General features: G+C 72.6%; 19 protein-coding genes. 2 read left to right on the top strand and 17 right to left on the bottom strand.

The window, feature by feature from the left end; genetic code table 11:
* Positions 1 to 22: 22 nt before the first annotated feature.
* Together FCN18_RS15990 and FCN18_RS15985 are read right to left on the bottom strand one after the other, a co-directional pair.
* The gene (locus FCN18_RS15990; protein ID WP_112274450.1) at positions 23 to 814 is read right to left on the bottom strand and encodes a hypothetical protein; all 792 of its coding nucleotides are present in this window, start codon (positions 812 to 814) and stop codon (positions 23 to 25) included.
* Positions 811 to 2,277, bottom strand: coding sequence for a hypothetical protein (locus FCN18_RS15985; RefSeq protein WP_369973602.1), 1,467 nt, complete (start codon positions 2,275 to 2,277; stop codon positions 811 to 813). The genes FCN18_RS15990 and FCN18_RS15985 overlap by 4 nt, the downstream gene beginning before the upstream one ends.
* Positions 2,278 to 2,491: 214 nt before the next feature.
* Here FCN18_RS15985 and FCN18_RS15980 point away from each other — a divergent pair, with 214 nt between their 5' ends.
* On the top strand, positions 2,492 to 2,929 hold the full coding sequence (locus tag FCN18_RS15980; protein WP_137095494.1) for a PPOX class F420-dependent oxidoreductase: 438 nt from the start codon (positions 2,492 to 2,494) through the stop codon (positions 2,927 to 2,929).
* Positions 2,930 to 3,017: 88 nt separating this feature from the next.
* Here FCN18_RS15980 and FCN18_RS15975 read toward each other — a convergent pair whose 3' ends face one another.
* The 6 genes from FCN18_RS15975 to FCN18_RS15950 all read right to left on the bottom strand — a co-directional run bounded on the left by FCN18_RS15975 (position 3,018) and on the right by FCN18_RS15950 (position 9,726).
* A complete protein-coding gene (locus tag FCN18_RS15975) occupies positions 3,018 to 4,043 on the bottom strand; it encodes a glucosyl-3-phosphoglycerate synthase (RefSeq protein ID WP_137095493.1) in 1,026 nt (341 codons plus the stop codon).
* 145 nt (positions 4,044 to 4,188) lie between these two features.
* Positions 4,189 to 5,175, bottom strand: a complete 987-nt coding sequence (whiA, locus tag FCN18_RS15970) for a DNA-binding protein WhiA (RefSeq protein ID WP_112274456.1) — start codon at positions 5,173 to 5,175, stop codon at positions 4,189 to 4,191.
* Positions 5,175 to 6,140 carry a gluconeogenesis factor YvcK family protein gene (locus FCN18_RS15965; RefSeq protein WP_112274865.1) on the bottom strand — a complete coding sequence of 322 codons (966 nt, stop codon included), beginning with the start codon at positions 6,138 to 6,140 and terminating at the stop codon, positions 5,175 to 5,177. The genes whiA and FCN18_RS15965 overlap by 1 nt, the downstream gene beginning before the upstream one ends.
* Before the next feature lie 8 nt (positions 6,141 to 6,148).
* Entirely contained in the window at positions 6,149 to 7,036 is an 888-nt protein-coding gene (gene rapZ / locus FCN18_RS15960) for an RNase adapter RapZ (protein ID WP_228713987.1), read from the bottom strand.
* A gap of 21 nt (positions 7,037 to 7,057) precedes the next feature.
* The gene (gene uvrC, locus FCN18_RS15955) at positions 7,058 to 9,004 is read right to left on the bottom strand and encodes an excinuclease ABC subunit UvrC (protein ID WP_137095492.1); all 1,947 of its coding nucleotides are present in this window, start codon (positions 9,002 to 9,004) and stop codon (positions 7,058 to 7,060) included.
* A gap of 44 nt (positions 9,005 to 9,048) precedes the next feature.
* Positions 9,049 to 9,726 carry an HAD family hydrolase gene (locus tag FCN18_RS15950; RefSeq protein ID WP_137095491.1) on the bottom strand — a complete coding sequence of 226 codons (678 nt, stop codon included), beginning with the start codon at positions 9,724 to 9,726 and terminating at the stop codon, positions 9,049 to 9,051.
* Positions 9,727 to 9,798: 72 nt separating this feature from the next.
* Between FCN18_RS15950 and FCN18_RS15945 the strand changes: the two genes are divergently transcribed.
* Entirely contained in the window at positions 9,799 to 10,578 is a 780-nt protein-coding gene (locus FCN18_RS15945) for an exodeoxyribonuclease III (protein ID WP_113643079.1), read from the top strand.
* Positions 10,579 to 10,657: 79 nt separating this feature from the next.
* Here FCN18_RS15945 and FCN18_RS15940 read toward each other — a convergent pair whose 3' ends face one another.
* The 9 genes from FCN18_RS15940 to fmt form a co-directional block, all read right to left on the bottom strand.
* Entirely contained in the window at positions 10,658 to 11,053 is a 396-nt protein-coding gene (locus FCN18_RS15940) for a PH domain-containing protein (RefSeq protein ID WP_112274869.1), read from the bottom strand.
* A gap of 59 nt (positions 11,054 to 11,112) precedes the next feature.
* The gene (gene ribH, locus FCN18_RS15935; RefSeq protein WP_112274464.1) at positions 11,113 to 11,622 is read right to left on the bottom strand and encodes a 6,7-dimethyl-8-ribityllumazine synthase; all 510 of its coding nucleotides are present in this window, start codon (positions 11,620 to 11,622) and stop codon (positions 11,113 to 11,115) included.
* Positions 11,619 to 12,911 carry a bifunctional 3,4-dihydroxy-2-butanone-4-phosphate synthase/GTP cyclohydrolase II gene (locus FCN18_RS15930; RefSeq protein ID WP_112274466.1) on the bottom strand — a complete coding sequence of 431 codons (1,293 nt, stop codon included), beginning with the start codon at positions 12,909 to 12,911 and terminating at the stop codon, positions 11,619 to 11,621. The genes ribH and FCN18_RS15930 overlap by 4 nt, the downstream gene beginning before the upstream one ends.
* Positions 12,912 to 12,913: 2 nt before the next feature.
* On the bottom strand, positions 12,914 to 13,540 hold the full coding sequence (locus tag FCN18_RS15925; protein ID WP_112274467.1) for a riboflavin synthase: 627 nt from the start codon (positions 13,538 to 13,540) through the stop codon (positions 12,914 to 12,916).
* On the bottom strand, positions 13,540 to 14,547 hold the full coding sequence (gene ribD / locus FCN18_RS15920; protein WP_112274871.1) for a bifunctional diaminohydroxyphosphoribosylaminopyrimidine deaminase/5-amino-6-(5-phosphoribosylamino)uracil reductase RibD: 1,008 nt from the start codon (positions 14,545 to 14,547) through the stop codon (positions 13,540 to 13,542). Before ribD ends, FCN18_RS15925 begins: the two co-directional genes overlap by 1 nt.
* A gap of 31 nt (positions 14,548 to 14,578) precedes the next feature.
* Positions 14,579 to 15,253 carry a ribulose-phosphate 3-epimerase gene (rpe, locus tag FCN18_RS15915; RefSeq protein ID WP_206077927.1) on the bottom strand — a complete coding sequence of 225 codons (675 nt, stop codon included), beginning with the start codon at positions 15,251 to 15,253 and terminating at the stop codon, positions 14,579 to 14,581.
* Positions 15,254 to 15,326: 73 nt separating this feature from the next.
* The gene (locus FCN18_RS15910) at positions 15,327 to 15,827 is read right to left on the bottom strand and encodes a flavoprotein (protein WP_137095489.1); all 501 of its coding nucleotides are present in this window, start codon (positions 15,825 to 15,827) and stop codon (positions 15,327 to 15,329) included.
* Positions 15,824 to 17,242 carry an RsmB/NOP family class I SAM-dependent RNA methyltransferase gene (locus tag FCN18_RS15905; protein WP_113643081.1) on the bottom strand — a complete coding sequence of 473 codons (1,419 nt, stop codon included), beginning with the start codon at positions 17,240 to 17,242 and terminating at the stop codon, positions 15,824 to 15,826. The genes FCN18_RS15910 and FCN18_RS15905 overlap by 4 nt, the downstream gene beginning before the upstream one ends.
* The gene (gene fmt, locus FCN18_RS15900) at positions 17,239 to 18,165 is read right to left on the bottom strand and encodes a methionyl-tRNA formyltransferase (protein ID WP_112274475.1); all 927 of its coding nucleotides are present in this window, start codon (positions 18,163 to 18,165) and stop codon (positions 17,239 to 17,241) included. Before fmt ends, FCN18_RS15905 begins: the two co-directional genes overlap by 4 nt.
* Positions 18,166 to 18,372 lie beyond the last annotated feature (207 nt).

The raw sequence follows: 18,372 nt of genomic DNA, 5'->3' as shown, positions 1-18,372 counted from the left end.
TGGTCCCTCATCGGTCTCGTCCCTACAGCGTGTCCGACGCGGTCGCCCGCAGGCTGCCTTCGCCGCCGGGCACCGACACGACTCCCAGTGTCAGCAGCTCGTCGAACGCGGCGTCGGCGGCCAGCTCGCGCACCTGCACCTGGTAGCGCGGCGTCGTGCGGTAGGTGCCGCCCTGCTCACCGCTCACGTGCACCAGGAACCCCTGCTCGGACAGGAACCGCAACGCTCTGGCCACCATCCCCCGCGTGGTGTCCGAGGCGAGCCTGCCGTCCTTGGTCGCGGCGGCGGCCGGTCTGCGCGCGTAAGCCCGCCACGCCTGCTCCAGCTCGGGCGCGTCGGCGAGCGGGTCCTTGTTGCCGCTGGCCCGCTCGTCGAGGATCCGGCACGCCTCGCGCACCACGCCGTCGACCTGCTCCACGCTCACGCGGCCGATGTAGGTGTCGTTGGCGAGGTCGTCGGGCCGCGGGTAGCCGAGCGCGGCCGTGGCGAGGTGGATCAGCCCGTGCAGCACCTTCTCGGTGTCGCGCCGCTCGCGGATCTTGCTCTGCCGCGCGTAGCTGTCCATCTTGATCTCGAAGATCGACTCGTCGGTGGCGGCGAGCACCGCGCCCGCCTGGGTGCTGACCTCCAGCACCATGAGGCCGAGCCCCGCGGCGACCGCGTGCGTGAGCTGCTTGAAGGCGCTGTCCTCGCCGTAGCGGCGCACGAGCTCGCCGTACACCACGTCACGGCCGGGCAGCAGCTTCGGCCGCATGCCGAACGACACCAGCCGCGCCGCGGCCTCCGCGTCCGCCGACGAATGCCCTGTGCTCACGCCACCTCCTCGGTCTCCGTGCCGTCGCCGCCCTCGACGCCCGCGGACATCAGCAAGAGGTCCGCACCACCGAACTCCGGATCGTCCAGCGTGGTGCCGTCGTCGAACGCGAGCAGCACCCGCCGCTCCCCCTGCCTGATCGCGGCACCCACCTCGGGACCGTAGGCGTGCAGCGCGCGCAGTGCCACCAGCCGGGCCACACCGGCGTCGGTCTCCCGCGCCTCGGCGAGCAGCCCGGAGAGCCTGCGCGGCACCTCGGGCAGGTCGAGCAGCTCGTCGGCCAGGCGCCACTGCTCGTCGCTGTAGCTGTCGGTCACCTCGGCGGGCGCCAGCTCGGGCTCCGGGATCTCACCGACGAGCTGCTCCCGTTCCGGCGCGGGCCGCAGCAGCAGTGACACGAGCGAGGGCAGCGACGGTACCGTGGGCACCGCGATGCCCGTGGCGGCGTGGAAGAACGCCTGCGTCGGCGTGACCGCGTCGGCCAGCGGCAGCTCCAGCGTCGGCGTGAGCAGTTGCCCGAACACGTCGATCGCGGCCCGCTGCGGCGGGCCGGAGAACTGCTGGCGGTCCTGCTCGGCCCGGAACACCGCGCCCGCGGCCTGCAGGCGCGACTGGAGCTGGGTGTGCCTGCGGATGCAGTCGCCGACGATCTCGACGAGCTCCGCCGCGCGTCGTTTGCGGTCGGGGTCCTCGGCCTCGTCGCGGGCGGCGGTGATGTTCTTGAGGATCGCGGTCTCGGCGCGGAACCGGGACTCGATGTGCGACAGCGCCGAGTCCAGCAGCTCCGGCACCTCCCGCTCCCAGTCGACGGAGCGCACGTCGCGGCGGGTGGCGTCGAGCTTGGCGCGCAGCGTCTCGCCGTACTGCACGGTGCGGTAGCGCGCCTGCTCGGCGGCGAGCTTCGCGTCGGCGAGCCTGCCCCTGGTGATCAGATTCTCCAGCTTCACCTCGGCGGCGATCTGCGCGGACTCCACGTCGGTGTCGAGCGCGCCGACGAGCACGTTGATGGCCTCGTCCGTGGCGCGCAGGTACACCTCGCCGTCCGGGGCGGCCAGCTCGACGAGGAGCTTGAAGTCGAACGCGCGGCGCCGGTACCGCCCGTCGGCGTCGACCGAGCCGTACACGCGCCGGAAGCCGCGGTCGGTGGTGCCGACGTTGATCAGGTTGTCCAGCACCCAGCGCGCGACGCGGGTGTGCTCGGCGGGCCCCCGGCCGGGTGCCTGTGCCGCGATGAACGGCAGGAGCCGGTTGACCACCTGCTGGTGGTCCGCCCCGGTGTCGAAGTCCATGGCGATGGTGACCTGGTCGATCGTGTGCAATCCGATCTCGGCCATCTGGTAGACCGTCGCGTCGGCCCAGTCCAGCTTCGACTTGCGCGCGTCGAGGTCGTGCAGGGGCGCGGTGCAGGCGAGCGCCTTGAGCCTGCGGGCCAGCCCCTCGTCGGGCTCCCCCAGTCCGGCCATCTCGTCAACACGCACAGCGGAGAAGAGTAGGCGAGCCACGCGGAGCGTGTCCTCTTGGGCGGTGGTGGGAGACGGGCGGGCTAGGCGAGCCACGCGGAGCGTGTCCTCTTGGGCGGTGGTGGGAGACGGGCGGGCTAGGCGAGCCACGCGGAGCGTGTCCTCTTGGGCGGTGAGGCGTCCCGGGCTCGCCTGCGAGGAAGGTAGCTTTCAGCTCATGCGCGAGATGACGAGAGACGAGTGGTGGCAGTTCGCGGGCACCGGCACGCTCACGGGCAAACTCGGCGTGGTGCGGGCCGACGGCTCCCCGCACGTCACGCCGATCTGGTTCGTGCTCGACGAGGGATCCGACGGCGACGAGCTGATCTTCAACACCGGCGCCGACACGGTGAAGGGCAAGGCGCTGCGCCGGGACCCGCGCATCTCGGTGACCGTCGACGACCAGCGGCCGCCGTACCACTTCGTGCAGTTCACGGCCGAGGCGCGGACCTCGGAGGACCTCGAGGAGATGCTCCCGTGGTCCACGAAGATCGGCGCCAGGTACATGGGTGAGGACCAGGCTGAGGCGTTCGGCAGGCGCAACGCCGTCGAGGGCGAGCTACTGGTCCGCGCCAAGATCACCAAGGTGATCGCCATCGCCGACATGGCCGCCTGATCGCTCCCCAAGGCCACGCACCCCGACCGCAGTGAAGGCCACCTTCACTGCGTTGAACGCAGGCAAGGTGGCCTTCACTGCGGTCGGGTCAGGCGGTGTCGCGGAGGGGTTCCCTGTCGCGGAAGGTCGACAGCGGCGGGCGCTGGGTGAGCGCCAGGTCGGTCAGGACCAGCTCGCGTTCGACGCCGTGGGTGGCCTGCCCTCGCCGGAACTGGGCGAGCAGCGTGCCAGGGGCCTCGGCCGACACCAGCCGCCCTTGTGCGCTGAGCCGGTCCATGATCGTCAGCATGATCTGGCCCGACATCCGTCCCAGCGCGTGCGTGCCCTGGTGCCGGTGGGTGCGGATCCCGAGGTCCACCTGCGCGAGCGCGTCGAGACCCCGCCACTCGACCAGGTCGATCAGGTGACCCACCTCGACGCCGTAGTGCGTCACGAACGGGATGCCCTCCAGCACCTCCCGCCTGCCCGCGTACTCGCCGGCCAGCGGCTGCACGAACCCGGCCAGCCGCGGCCAGTACATGTTCAGCAGCGGCCTCGCCACGAGCTCCGTGACCCGCCCGCCACCGTCGGCGTCGGTGTGCCCCGCGCCGACCAGCGGCCGGTGATAGAAGCCCTTCACGTAGTCCACGCCCGGGTCGGTCAGCAACGGCCCCAGCAGCCCGATCACGTACCCCGCCGTGAAGTCGCAGAGGTCGCCGTCGACGAACACAACGAGGTCACCGGTGGTGGCCGCGAGGCCCTTCCACAACGCCTCCCCCTTGCCGCGCACGCCCGGCAGCGGGTACAGCACGGCATCCTGCGCGACCACGGTCGCCCCGGCAGCCGCGGCGACCTCGGCCGTGGCGTCGGACGAGTGCGAGTCCACCACCAGCACCTCGTCCACCAGCGGGTGCTCCTCGACGAGCGCCGTGCGGATGGTCCGCACGATCTCGCCCACCGTCTCCTGCTCGTCCCGCGCCGGGATCACCACGCTCACGGTGCTCCCCCGTTTGGCGGCCACCAGTTCGGCCGCCGTCCAGTCGTCGGCGCGGGCGGAGCGCCGACGCAGCCAGGTGCCGATCGTCGCCGGTACGGCGTCCTCGGCGGTGTCCGCCCCAGTCCTTGTCGCGTGCACGAGGGCCCCTTTCCTCGAACCGGCTGTGCTGCCGAGATCGAGAGTTGGCCCGCCGCGTTTCGAGCCGGGGCGCGCGCGTGAAACCGCTGCGTTACGAGATCACCGGAGTGCCGGGCCCACGTAACGGACCGCGTTCACACCGGCCTCAGGCCTCCTCCTCGAGCATGTCCGGCGTGACCGCCGACTCGGTGTCGGGGATGCCCAGCTCACCCGCCCGCTTGTCGGCCATCGCCAGCAGCCGCCGGATGCGGCCCGCCACGGCGTCCTTCGTCATCGGCGGGTCGGAGAGCTGCCCGAGCTCCTCCAGCGACGCCTGCCGGTTGGTCAGCCGCAGCTTGCCCGCGGCCAGCAGATGATCGGGCGCGGTGTCGCCGAGGATGTCCATCGCCCGCTCGACCCTCGCGGCCGCGGCCACGGCGGCGCGGGCGGAGCGGCGCAGGTTCGCGTCGTCGAAGTTGGCGAGCCGGTTGGCGGTGGCACGCACCTCGCGGCGCATCCGGCGTTCCTCCCACGCCAGCACGCTCTCGTGGGCGCCGAGCCGGGTGAGCAGCGCGCCGATGGCGTCGCCGTCACGCACCACGACGCGGTCGGCGCCACGCACCTCACGGGACTTCGCCTGGATGCCGAGGCGGCGCGCGGCGCCGACGAGCGCGAGCGCGGCCTCGGGGCCGGGGCAGGTCACCTCGAGCGACGACGACCGGCCCGGTTCGGTCAGCGAGCCGTGCGCGAGGAACGCGCCCCGCCACGCGGCCTCCGCGTCGGCGATGCCCCCGGACACCACCGCGGCGGGCAACCCGCGCACCGGACGTCCCCGCTGGTCGATGAGCCCGGTCTGCCGGGCGAGGCCCTCGCCGTCCTTGACGACCCGCACGACGTAGCGCGTCCCCTTGCGCAGCCCGCCGGAGGTGATCATGTGCACGTCGGCCTGGTGGCCGTACAGGTCGTGGATCTCCTTGCGCAGCCGCCGTGCCACCGAGCCGGTGTCCAGCTCGGCCTCCACGACCACCCGGCCCGCGACGATGTGCAGACCGCCCGCGAACCGCAGCATCGACGCGACCTCGGAGCGGCGCGGGGCGGTCTTGGTGATCTCCAGCCTGCTCAGTTCGTCCTTGACCGCAGCCGTCATGGCCATTACTGCCCCTCCCTCTCGCTCTCGGTCAGACCGAGAGCCTCTCGCACACAGCCAGCCAGGGCATCCGGATCATGGCGTCCCACCACGCTCGGGTCAGCCACCGACGCCAGATGCGCACGCCCGCCCAGCGCGGCCGCGGCGCGGCGAAGGCGCGCCGGCGTCGGCACGGAGTCACGGTCGGCGATCACCGCGTCGACCCGCAGCCGGGGAGCGTGCTCGAAGAGTACGTCCAAGTGCCGTTCGGGTGAGAAGCCAGCCGTCTCTCCCGGCTGCGGAACGAGGTTCAGTATGACGATCTTGGTGGCGGGCGTGCGCACGAGAGCGTCGTGCAGCTCGGGCACCAGCAGGTGCGGCAGCACGCTCGTGAACCACGAACCGGGACCGAGGAACACCGCGTCGGCTCCGAGCACGGCCTCGACCGCCTCAGGGCACGCCATGGGCGGTTTGCCCGGCCTGCCCGCCGTGTGCAGGGTGATGCGCCGGACCTGCCCGGGGGTGCTGGCCACGGCGACCTGGCCGCGGATGCGGCTGACCTCGCCGCCGGGTTCCAGCCCGGTGACCTCGGCCTCGATGTCGAGGGGATCGGCCGACATGGGCAGCACCCGGCCCGACAGCCCGAGCAGCCTGCCCGCCTCGTCGAGCCCCGCGACCGGATCGCCGAGCACCTCGAAGAGTCCCGCCAGCAGCAGGTTCCCCACCGCGTGCCCGGTGAGCGCACCGGTGCCGCCGAAGCGGTGCTGGAACACCTCGGCCCACAGCGCGCCGCCGTCCTCGGCCTCCGACAGCGCCGCCAGCGCCTGCCGCAGGTCGCCCGGCGGCAGCAGGCCCAGCTCGCGGCGCAGCCGTCCCGACGAGCCCCCGTCGTCGGCGACGGTGACCACGGCGGTGACGTCCGTCGTGATGCGGCGCAACGCCGTCAGCGTCGCGTGCAGTCCGTGCCCACCACCGAGTGCGACGGCCCGCATGCCCGAGCTCACTCCCTGCCCAGGTCCCTGTGCACCACCTTCACGGCCATGCCGTCCTCTTTGGACAGACGAGCGGCGAGCTCCTCGGAAATGGCTACGCTGCGGTGCTTTCCACCCGTGCAGCCCACCGCGAGCGTCAGGTACCGCTTGCCCTCGCGCTTGTACCCGGCGCCGATCAGCCGCAGCAGCTCGTGGTAGCGGTCCAGGAACTCCTCGGCGCCCTCCTGTGTGAGCACGTAGTTGCGGACGTCGCCGTCGAGCCCGCTGTGGTCGCGCAGCTCGGGGATCCAGAACGGGTTGGGCAGGAAGCGCACGTCCATCACGAGGTCGGAGTCCATCGGGAGACCGTACTTGTACCCGAAGGAGAGCACCGTGACCCGCGTCTGGCTGCTGGCCTCGGTGCCGAACGCGTCCTCGATCTTGGCGCGCAGGTCGTGCACCGACAGCGCGGACGTGTCGAGCAGCAGGTCGGCCTCCTCACGCAGCGGGGCCAGCAGCGCACGCTCGGCGGCGATGCCGTCGACCAGCCTGCCGTCACCCTGCATCGGGTGGCCCCGGCGGACCTGCTCGAAGCGGCGGATCAGCACCGCGTCGGTCGCCTCGAGGAACAACACCCTCGGCTTGTAGCCGCGCGCGTCGAGATCCTTGATCACGGACGCGAGGTCGTCGGTGAACGCCCGCGAGCGCACGTCCATCACCACGGCCACCTTGGTGATCGCGCCGCGGGCCTGCGCGCCGAGCTCCACCATGGTGGAGATCAGCTCCGGCGGCAGGTTGTCCACCACGAACCAGCCGAGGTCCTCGAGGCACTTGGCCGCCGTGCTGCGGCCGGCTCCGGACAGGCCGCTCACCACTGCGACCTCGATGCCCGAGGTCCTGGCGTCTTCGTCAGTCACGTCCGTGACTCCCCTCGTTCTTCACTGTTGCCCCTCGGCGAGCGCGGCGTGCACGACCTCCGCCGTGCGCCTGCCGAACCCGGGTACGCCCGCGATGTCGTCCACGCTGGCCTGCCTCAGTCTCTTCACGGAGCCGAAGTGCTTGATCAGCGCGGCCTTGCGCGCCTGCCCGAGCCCCGGCACCCCGTCGAGCGCCGAGGCCTGCACGCGCTTGGACCGCTTCTCCCGGTGGTACCGGATGGCGAAGCGGTGCGCCTCGTCGCGTACCCGCTGGAGAAGGTACAGCGCGTCGGAAGTCCTCGGGAGGATGACCGGGTCCGGGTCGGCGGGCAGCCATACCTCCTCGAGGCGCTTGGCGAGCCCGACCACGGCGACGTCGGTGATGCCGAGGTCGCCGAGCACGTCCGCGGCGGCGGTCGCCTGCGGCCCCGCGCCGTCGACGACGAGCAGGTTCGGCGGGTAGGCGAACTTGCGCGGCTTGCCCGTCTCCGGGTCGATGCCGGGCGTGGTCTCGGGCTGCTCCTGCTCGCCGCTGCCCTCGGTCTCCTTGAGGTAGCGGGCGAACCGGCGGCGCACGACCTCCGCGATCGCGGCGACGTCGCCCTCGGTGGCGGCCTCGCGCAGCGCGAACCGGCGGTACTCGGACTTCCGGGGCACGCCGTCCTCGAACACCACGAGCGAGGCCACGACGTCGCTGCCCGCGATGTGACTGATGTCGACGCACTCGATGCGCAGTGGCGCCGTGTCGAGCCCGAGGTTCTCCTGCAGCTCCGACAGCGCAGCCGAGCGGGCGGTGAGGTCGCCCGCCCTGCGCAGCTTGTGCTGGGCGAACGCCTCCTGCGCGTTGCGCGCCACGGTCTCGGCCAGCGCCCGCTTGTCACCCCGCTGCGGGACACGCAGCTGCACGCGGGCGCCGCGCAGTCCGCTCAGCCACTCGGCGAGCGCGTCGGCGTCGGCGGGCAGCTCGGGCACCAGCACCTCGCGGGGTACGACCACGCCGCCGCCGTTCGGCGCGTCCTGCGCCAGCTCGGCCTGCTCGGCGTAGAACTGGCTGAGGAACTGCTCCACCAGAGCCGGGACGTCCATCTCCTCGATCTTGTCGATCACCCAGCCGCGCTGGCCGCGCACCCGCCCGCCGCGCACGTGGAAGATCTGCACGGCGGCTTCCAGCTCGTCGTGGGCGAAGGCGATCACGTCGGCGTCCGTGCCGTCGCCGAACACCACGGCCTGCTTCTCCATGGCCCTGCGCAGCGCGCCGAGGTCGTCGCGGAGGCGGGCGGCCCGCTCGAACTCCAGCGACTCCGCCGCCTGCGCCATCTCCTTCTCCAGCCTGCGGATCATGGTGTCGGTGCGGCCGGCGAGAAAGTCGCAGAAGTCGTTGACGATGTCGCGGTGCTCCTCGGCGGTGACCCGGCCGACGCACGGCGCCGAGCACTTGTCGATGTAGCCGAGCAGGCAGGGCCTGCCTATCTGACCGTGCCTGCGGAAGACACCGGCTGAGCACGTCCGCGCGGGGAACACGCGCAGCAGCAGGTCGAGCGTCTCGCGGATCGCCCAGGCGTGGGCGTACGGGCCGAAGTAGCGCACGCCCTTCTTGCGCGGGCCCCGGTAGACGTGCAGGCGCGGGAACTCCTCGTGCAGCGTCACCGCCAGCACGGGGTAGGACTTGTCGTCGCGGTAGCGGACGTTGAACCGGGGGTCGAACTCCTTGATCCAGTTGTACTCGAGCTGCAGCGCCTCGACCTCGGTGGACACGACCGTCCACTCGACGCTCGCCGCGTTGGTGACCATCTGCCTGGTCCGGGGGTGCAGGCCGGCGAGGTCGGCGAAGTAGGAGTTCAGCCTGCTGCGCAGGCTCTTGGCCTTGCCGACGTAGATGACCCGCTTGGTGGCGTCGCGGAACTTGTAGACGCCGGGTGCGTCCGGGATGCTGCCGGGCGAGGGGCGGTAGGTCGAGGGGTCAGCCACGCTTCAAGCCTATGGCGAGCCTCCGACATCCCGCCGGGGCCCCGTTAGAGCGCCAGTAACCCGGCCACCACCTGGTCGACCCGCTCGGCCACCACGTGCGGGCGCTCGACCACCTCGGGCAGGCGGCCCTCCAGCCGCGTGGCGAACCCGGCGAGCAGGCCCGCGCGCACCGCGCCGTGGGTGTCCCAGGAGTGCACGGCGACGAGCGCGGTCACCCCTGGCGCCGAGCCGGTCCGCCCGCACGCCCAGTCGTAGACCTTCGCGGGTGGTTTGAACGAGCGGATCGCCTCCGTCGACAGGACTTCCCTGAGCTTGTGCCGGATCCCGTGTCTGTCCGCAATGGACTCGAGGACCGCGGCGGAGCCGTGTGTGAAGCCGTAGGCGGGCACCCCGGCGTCGGCCAGCAGGTCGAACGCGGGCTCGGCGTCCGGGTGCAGCGGCAGCTCGGCGAACCCGTCGAGGATGTGGGTGAGCCACGCGTCGCTGAGGGTGTAGCCGCTCGTGGCGGCCAGCTGCGCCCGCGCGACCTCACGAAAGGGAGGCGCCTCGCCGGCGAGCGTGAACGCCATGCCGTCCCGCAGCGTGCGGGCGAAGAACAGCTCCAGCTCGTGGCCTGGCCTGCCCGCCTCGAGGAACCGCTCCCGCAGCGGGTCGAGGCGCACGAGTGTCTCGAACACGTCGAACAGGACCACCTCGGGCTTCCTCGCCGTCGCGCGCGCCATGAGCCAAGGGTACGGCGCAGGGCCACGCTGTATATGTCGTTATACGCAGAACATGTGTGCGAAGGTTTCCGCATGCGGATCGCCACGTGGAACGTCAACTCGGTCACCGCTCGCCTGCCGCGGCTGCTCGGCTGGCTGACGTCGGCGCAGCCCGACGTGCTGTGCGTGCAGGAGCTGAAGTGCGCCGACGAGGCGTTCCCCCGAGCCGAGATCGCCGAGCTCGGCTACGACGTGGCGTGCCACGGCACGGGCCGGTGGAACGGCGTGGCGGTGCTGTCGAAGGTGGGCCTCGACGACGTCACGCGCGGGCTCGTCGACCAGCCGGCGTACGAGGACGTCACCGAACCCAGGGCGATCGGCGCCACGTGCGGCGGGGTGCGGGTGTGGTCCGTGTACGTGCCCAACGGCCGCGAGCCCGGCCACGCGCACTACGCCTACAAGCTGCGCTGGCTGGAGGCCCTGCAGACGACGGTGCTCGCCGAGTCCGGGGCCGACCGCCCGTTCGCGGTGCTGGGCGACTTCAACATCGCGCCGGCCGACGACGACGTCTGGGACATCTCGCTGTTCACCGAGTCGACCCACGTCACCGAGCCCGAGCGAAAGGCGCTCGCGATGCTGCGGGAGACCGGGCTGACCGACGTGGTGCCGAGGGCGCTCAAGTACGACCGCCCGTACACGTACTGGGACTACCGGCAGCTCGCGTTCCCGAAGAACAACGGCATGCGCATCGACCTGGTCTACGCCAACCCGGCGTTCGCGGACGCCGTGAGCGACGCCTACGTCGACCGTGAGGAACGCAAGGGCAAGGGCGCGAGCGACCACGCCCCGGTAGTGGTCGACCTGACCGTCTAGCGCCCTCGCCGACCGCAGTGAAGGCCACCTTCACTGCGTTGAACGCAGTGAAGGTGGCCTTCACTGCGGTTGGTTGGGTCTACTCGCCGCGGGCGGCCTTGTGGAGCTTGCGGAGGGCGCGCACGGCCTCGACGGCGCGGTCCCGGTCGACGGCCTGGATGGCGAGCACCGAGTAGTACTCGTCGTCGGGCAGCTCGAGGCGGGCGAACGACGCGCCGTCCGGGAAGCTCACCGACAGCACCTCGCCCCACGCGAAGCGGCGGCTCACCACCACGTTGCGCACCTCGATGCCCTCGGTGTCGGCCTTCACCCTCGGCATGGCGAACAGCAGCGAGGCCCCCGCCAGCAGCACGCCGACGCCGATCATCGCGACCTGGTCGCTCACCTGGAAGATCACGCCCGTGTCCGAACTGCGCAGCAGCACGGCGACCACCGTGAACACCACGAGCAGCAGCAGGGCGAGGGCGCCGGCCATCCACGCGGCCCGCCTCGGCCGGATCAGCACGGTCGTCTGTTCGGTCACGGTGCCACTACTCACCCGAATCCTCGTTCCGTCCACGGCTGGCGCAGGCCGCGCAGGGCGTGCGCCGCGGTGAGCGCCGCGACCGTCGCCTCCCTGCCCTTGTCCTCCGCGGAGCCGGGCAGCCCGGCCCGGTCCAGCGCCTGTTCCTCGGTGTCACACGTCAGCACGCCGTTGCCCACGGGGGTGCTCTCGTCGAGCGCGACCCGCGTCAGCCCCGCGGTCACCGCGTCGCACACGTAGTCGAAGTGGGGCGTGCCGCCCCTGATCACCACGCCGAGGGCCACCACGGCGTCGTGCCTGCGCGCGAGCTCCTGCGCCACCACCGGCAGCTCGACCGCGCCCGCCACGCGCACCACCGTCGGCTCGTCGGCGAGCTTGACCTCGCCCGCCGCCTTGAGCGCGTTCTCCAGCAGGCTGTCGGTGATCTTCGTGTGCCAGCGCGTCGCGACGATAGCGAGCCTCAGATTCTCGCACTCCGCCAGCTCCAGCCCTGCGTCGTCGGGCCGTCCCTCTCCGCTCACGCCTGTCCTCCACCGTTGCGGACGTCGCCGACCTCCGCTCCCACCTCGTCGAAATGCTCCAGCTGCGACAGGTCGTGGCCCATCCGGTCGCGCTTGGTGCGCAGGTAGCGCAGGTTCTCCGGGTTCGGCGAGATCGGCAGCGGAACGCGCCCGGTGACGCGCAGCCCGTAGCCCTCGAGGCCGACCCGCTTGGCCGGGTTGTTGGTGAGCAGCCGCATCGAGCGCACCCCGAGGTCGCCCAGGATCTGCGCGCCGGTGCCGTAGTCGCGGGCGTCGGCGGGCACGCCGAGCGCGAGGTTCGCGTCGACGGTGTCGGCCCCGGCGTCCTGGAGCTGGTACGCCTGCAGTTTGTGCAGCAGCCCGATGCCCCTGCCCTCGTGGCCCCGGACGTAGAGCACGACGCCCCTGCCCTCGCCGGCCACCGTCTCGAGCGCCGCCTGCAGCTGCGGGCCGCAGTCGCAGCGCAGCGAGCCGAAGACGTCGCCGGTGAGGCATTCCGAGTGCACGCGCACGAGGATGTCCTCGCCGTCACCGATCTCACCGTAGACGAAGGCGACATGCTCGATGCCGTCGATCAGGCTGTCGTAGCCGATCGCGCGGAACGTTCCCGCCGCGAGCGGGATGCGGGCCTCGGCGACGCGCTCGACCTGCTTCTCCTTGCGCCTGCGGTAGGCGATCAGGTCGGCGATCGTGATCAGCCGCAGGTCGTGGTCGGCGGCGAACACCTCGAGCTCGTCACGCCGTGCCATGTCGCCCTCGTTCTTCTGCGACACGATCTCGCAGAGCACGCCGGCCGGGGCGAGCCCGGCCATCCGCGCCAGGTCCACGGCGGCCTCGGTGTGGCCGGGCCTGCGCAGCACGCCGCCCTCCTTGGCGCGCAGCGGCACCACATGGCCCGGCCTGCGGAAGTCGCCCGGCTGGGAGTTCGGATCGGCGAGCAGCCGGATGGTGTGCGCGCGGTCGGCGGCCGAGATGCCGGTGCTCACGCCCTCCGACGCGTCGACGGTCACCGTGTACGCGGTGCCGCGCATGTCCTGGTTCGTGTGGTACATCGGCGGCAGATCGAGCCGGTCGCAGTCCTGCTCGGTGAGCGGCACGCACACGTAGCCGGAGGTGTAGCGGACCATGAAGGCCAGCAGTTCCGGGGTGGCCTTCTCGGCCGCGAAGATCAGGTCGCCCTCGTTCTCCCTGTCCTCGTCGTCGACCACGACGACCGGCCGGCCGTCGGCGATGTCCTGGATCGCCCGCTCGATGGTCTCGACGTCCAGCGAGGGACTGGCATCTGTCATGGTCACGCGTCCTCCTTGCCCTTGCCATTGTCCACCCCGGCGCCGGGCAGGTGGACGGCAGTCAGCTTCTCGACGTACTTGGCGAGGACGTCGACCTCGATGTTCACCACGTCTCCAGGCTCGGTGCGGCCGAGCGTGGTCAGCTCCAGCGTCGTGGGGATGAGCGCGATCGAGAACTCCTCCCTGGACACGGCGGCCACGGTGAGCGAGATGCCGTCGACCGCGATCGAACCCTTCTCCACGATGTAGCGGCCGAGCGGGGCCGGGAAGGCGAAGTGCGTGAGCCCGTCCGGGTCCCGGGACAGGAACGTGGCGGTGCCGTCGACGTGGCCCTGCATGACGTGCCCGCCGAAGCGGCCGTTCGCGGGCATCGCGCGCTCGAGGTTCACCTGCCGGCCCGCCTCGGCCCGGCCGAGGCTCGACCGCTTCAGCGTCTCGTGCACGACGTCCACGGTGAACTCGTCGCCGGAGACCTCGACGACGGTCAGGCACACGCCGTTCACCGCGATCGAGTCACCGTGCCGCGCGTCGCTGGTCACCAGCGGACCACGCACCGTGAGGCGCGCCGCGTCGGACAACGGCTCGACGCGCGCGATCTCGCCGAGCTCCTCGACAATCCCGGTGAACACTAGCTGCCTCCCTCGCCGGTGAGCGGGACGGCGGCGACCCGCACGTCGTCACCGCTCATGGTGACCCCTTCGACCCGCCAACGGTGTGCTTCGGTGATGGTTGACACTCCGGAAGGCCCGAGCGCGGCGGGCCCGGCACCCAGGAGCATCGGCGCGACGTAGGCCAGGATGCGGTCGACCCGGCCGGCACGCACGAACGCGCCCGCGAGCGTCGGCCCGCCCTCGAGCAACACGTCCACCACGCCGCGCTCGGCCAGTGCCGTGAGCACCTCGTCGGGCTCGCGGGTCCTGGCGAGCAGCGTCTCCGCCGAATCGTCCAACACCCGCGCGCCCTCCGGTATGCCGCCCGTGCCCACCACCACGCGCAGCGGCTGGCGGGGCGCGAGCACGCCGTCGGCGTCGCGCACGGTGAGCCACGCGTCGTCGGCGCGCACCGTGCCCGTGCCCACCACGATCGCGTCGGCCGCGGACCGGATGGCGTGGACCTCAGCGCGCGAGACGGGGCCGGAGATCCACCGGCTCGTCCGGTCGGCGGCGGCGACCCTGCCGTCGAGCGTGGCCGCGTACTTCCACGTCACGTGCGGGCGTCCGGTGCGCACGAAGTGCAGCCACGCCCGCAGCGGACCGCTCGCGACCTCGGCGGCCAGCAGCCCGCCCTCGACGTCGACCCCGGCGGCCCTGAGCACGTCGGCGCCCCCGCCGCCGAGCGGATGCGGGTCGGCCACCGCGTAGCGCACGGTCGTGACCCCGGCGGCCAGCAGCGCGCCCGTGCACGGAGGCGTGCGGCCGTGGTGCGAGCACGGCTCCAGTGTCACGAACGCCGTGCCGCCCCTGGCCCGCTCCCCCGCCTCGCGCAGTGCCATGACCTCGGCGTGCGGCCCGCCGGGCGGCTGGGTGGCGCCCTGGCCCGCGACGTTGCCTTCGGCGTCGAGGACGACCGCGCCGACCGGCGGGTTCGGGCTCGTGGTGCCGCGCACGGTCTCGCTCAGCGCGAGCGCCACCGCCATGGTGTCGTGCTCGCGTGCGGGGAAGGTCACCTCAGTGCGCCACCCTGGCGGCCGCGGCCTGCGCGCGCAGCGCGGCGACGGCCTGTCCGGGGTCCTGCGCGCCGTAGACGGCGGAGCCCGCGACGAAGCAGTCGACGCCCGCCTCGGCGGCCTGCTCGATGGTGTCGGCGTTGATGCCGCCGTCGATCTCCACCAGCACCTGCAAGTGGCCGGTGTCGACGAGGCGGCGGGCGGTGCGGACCTTCTCCAGCACCTCGGGGATGAACGACTGGCCGCCGAAACCCGGCTCCACCGACATCACCAGCAACGTGTCGTAGTGCCTGAGCGTGTCGAGGTGGTCCTCGAGCGGCGTGCCCGGCTTGATCGAGAGGCCGGCCTTCGCTCCGGCGGCGCGCAGGTTCTTGGCGAGCATCACGGGGTCGTTGGCGGCCTCGACGTGCACGGTGACGTTGTAGGCGCCCGCTTCGGCGTACCCGGGGGCCCACCGGTCCGGGTCCTCGATCATCAGGTGGCAGTCGAGCGGGATGTCGGTGGCCTTGAGCAGTGACCGCACCACGGGAAGGCCCAGCGTCAGGTTGGGGACGAAGTGGGCGTCCATCACGTCCACGTGTACCCAGTCGGCGCGGGTGTCCCCGGCTTTCGCGACGGCGTCGATCTCTTCGCCGAGCCGGGCGAAGTCGGCGGACAGGATGCTTGGTGCGATCAGCGGTTGATGGGCCACGCGCGCGAGTGTAGAGGGGCGCGCGCGGCCCCGATCGGTGCGCACCCTCCCCTGGCGGTCACGGCAGGAGGTCGAGCACGTCCGTCCACGGCGCGGTCCAGTCCAGCCGGTGGGTGCGCACACCGGCGGAGGCGAGCGCATCGAGGTGGCCCTGCCAGGCCGGATGGCCGGAGCGGGTGTCGCGCACCTGGTAGCCGACCACGATCGACACGGCCGGGTCGCCCAGCGCGTCACCGAGGACGGTCAGTGCCTGGTTGTCGGCGATGCCCAGTGCGAGCTTGGCCACCGAACTCGCCGTCGCGGGCGCGAAGAGGAACACCTCGGGATCGGGATGCGGGCGCGGCTCGCCCGGCAGCCGCGAGCCGCTGCGGACCTCCAGGTCGGTGAGCTCCCGCAGCCGGTCCAGCTCACCGCTCGCGGCGAGCCAGCGCTCGGCCGTGGGCGTGAGCGTGATCGCCAGCCGCCAGCCCCGCTCGGTGGCCGGAAGGGCGAGCTCGGCGCGCAACCGGGTCTCCACGCCGCCGCACGAGCCGGCGACGAGCCCAAGAACCCGGCTCACCGCGCCCTGGCGAGCGCGCAGAACATGGCGTCGGTGCCGTGCCGGTGCGGCCACAGCTGCACGTACGGCCCGTCGCCCAGGTCCGGAACACCGGGGAAGAGCTCCCGCGCGTCCAGCACCTCGGCCTTCGCCCTGCGCACGCCGTCACCGAACACGCCCTCGGTCTCGGCCAGGTGCGGCGAGCACACCACGTACGCCACGATCCCGCCGGGCCGCACGAGCCGGAACGCCGAGGCGAGCAGCTCGCTCTGCAGCTTCGTCAGGCCCGGCACGTCCGATGGCTGCCTGCGCCACCGCGATTCGGGCCGCCTGCGCAGTGAGCCGAGGCCGCTGCAGGGCGCGTCGAGCAGCACCCGGTCGTAGCCACCCTCCAGCCCGGGGTCGCGTCCGTCGACGGTGTGCACCGTCACGGGCAGCCCGTCGATCGCCTGCTTCACCAGCTTCGCGCGGTGCGGGGTGACCTCGACGGCGTCGAGCGTCGCCCCCGAGATCGCGGCCAGCGAGCCGAGCAGCACGGCCTTGCCGCCGGGGCCCGCGCACAGGTCGAGCCAGCGGCTGTCCTCGCCGTCGACGGGTGCGTTGACGGCGGCGAGCGCCACGAGCTGGCTGCCCTCGTCCTGCACCACCGCAAGGCGCTCGCGGATCGGCTCGGACTCGGCGAGGTCGCCGGTCCCGGTTGGCAGGTGCACGCCGTACGGCGAGTAGGGCGCCTCGTCGCCGCCGGTGATGGCGGCCAGCTCCTCGGCGCTGATCTCGCCGGGCTTGGCGAGCAGGTGCACGGCCGGCCTGGCGTCGTCGGCGCGCAGCGCCGCCTCCAGCTCGGCGCCCTTGTCGCCCAGCGCCTCCGCGAACGAGCGCGCGACCCACCTCGGGTGCGCCGTGTGCAGCGCGAGGTAGCCGATGGGGTCGCTGTCGCGGTCGGGCGTGAGCTGTTCGAGCCACGCCGCCTCGTCCTTCTCGGACACGTTGCGCAGCACGGCGTTGGCGAACCCGCCGACGTGCGAGCCCGCCTCCTCGCGCACGAGGTCCACTGTGGACGCCACCGCGGCGTGCGCGGGGATCCGGGTGCGCAGCAGCTGGTACGCGCCGAGCCGCAGCGCGTCGAGCACCGCCTTGTCCACCTTGGACAGCTCCCGGTCGAGGCACGCGGCGATGACCTCGTCGAGCAGGCCCTGCGCCCGCGCGGTGCCGTAGGTGAGCTCCGTGGCCAGCGCGGCGTCGCGGCCGGTGATCCTGCGCTCGCGCAGCATCTCGGGCAGGACGAGGTTCACGTACGCGTCGCGTTCGCTGACCGCGCGCAGTGCGTCGAACGCGACCCGCCGGGCCGGGTCCTCCACGGGTGGTTTGCGCGGACCCTGCTTACGCGGCGCGGGCCGCCGGTTCCGGTCCGGCTTGCGCTGCCTACCGGGGTTCATGTCAGGCGCTCCTCGTTGTCGATCCTCGTGCCGCGCGCCCAGTCGGTCGCCGCCATGCGTTTCTTGCCCTGTGCCTGGACCTCGCCCAGCTGCACCGGCGTGGTAGCGGTGCCCACGAGCACCCGCTTGCGCTCGGCGAGCACCACGCCCGGCTCCAGTCCGGGTCCCTCGACCGGCGTCACGGGGCCGAGCTTGAACCGCTCGCCGCGGAACAGCGCCCAGGCGCCGGGGTCGGGCGTCACCGCGCGGATGTGCCGGTCGATCGCCGCGGCCGGGTCGGTGAAGGAGACCTTCGCGTCGTCGACGGTCACCTTGGGCGCGTAGGTGATCCCGTCGGCGGGCTGGGCCACGGGTCGCAGGGAACCGTCCTCGATGCCGTCCATCGTGGAGGTCAGCAGCGTGGCCCCGGAGACCGCCAGCCTGCCGAGCAGCTCGCCCGCGGTGTCGGTGCGGCCGATCTTCTCGGTGACCACGCCGTAGACCGGCCCCGCGTCGAGCTCCTTGACGATGCGGAACGTCGACGCGCCGGTGATCTCGTCCCCCGCCCGGATGGCCGCCTGCACGGGCGCGGCGCCCCGCCACGCGGGCAGCAGCGAGAAGTGCAGGTTGACCCAGCCGTGGCGCGGGATGTCCAGCGCGCGCTGGGGCAGCAGCGCGCCGTAGGCCACGACGGGGCACGCGTCGGGCGCCAGCTCGGCCAGGCGCGCGAGGAACCCGGGATCGCCGGCCTTCGCCGGCGTGAGCACCTCGATGCCGTGTTCGTCGGCGAGCGCGCCGACGGGTGAGCGCACGAGCCTGCGTCCCCGCCCAGCGGGAGCGTCGGGGCGCGTGACGACGGCGACCACCTCGTGCCGAGGGGACTCCAGCAGTGCGCGCAGCGACGGCACGGCGGGTTCGGGGGTGCCCGCGAACACGAGCCTCATCGGCGATCCGGGGCGGTGAGCGAGAACAACATCGCCGGCCAGTCTAAGCCGCGCACCCGCACGTCCCCGCGCCCGACCGCACTAGGACATTGCCGCGACGCGCGAGTCCCCCGCTCCGGCACGCGAGTCCCCCGCTCCCGCACGCGAGTCCCCCGCTCCCGCACGCGAGTCCCCCGCTCCCGCACGCGAGTCCCCCGCTCCCGCACG

Origin of the sequence: Prauserella endophytica (assembly GCF_005146945.1) — a bacterium.
Classification (GTDB): Bacteria; Actinomycetota; Actinomycetes; order Mycobacteriales; family Pseudonocardiaceae; genus Prauserella_A; species Prauserella_A endophytica.
This window is presented reverse-complemented; position numbering and strand designations above follow the sequence as displayed.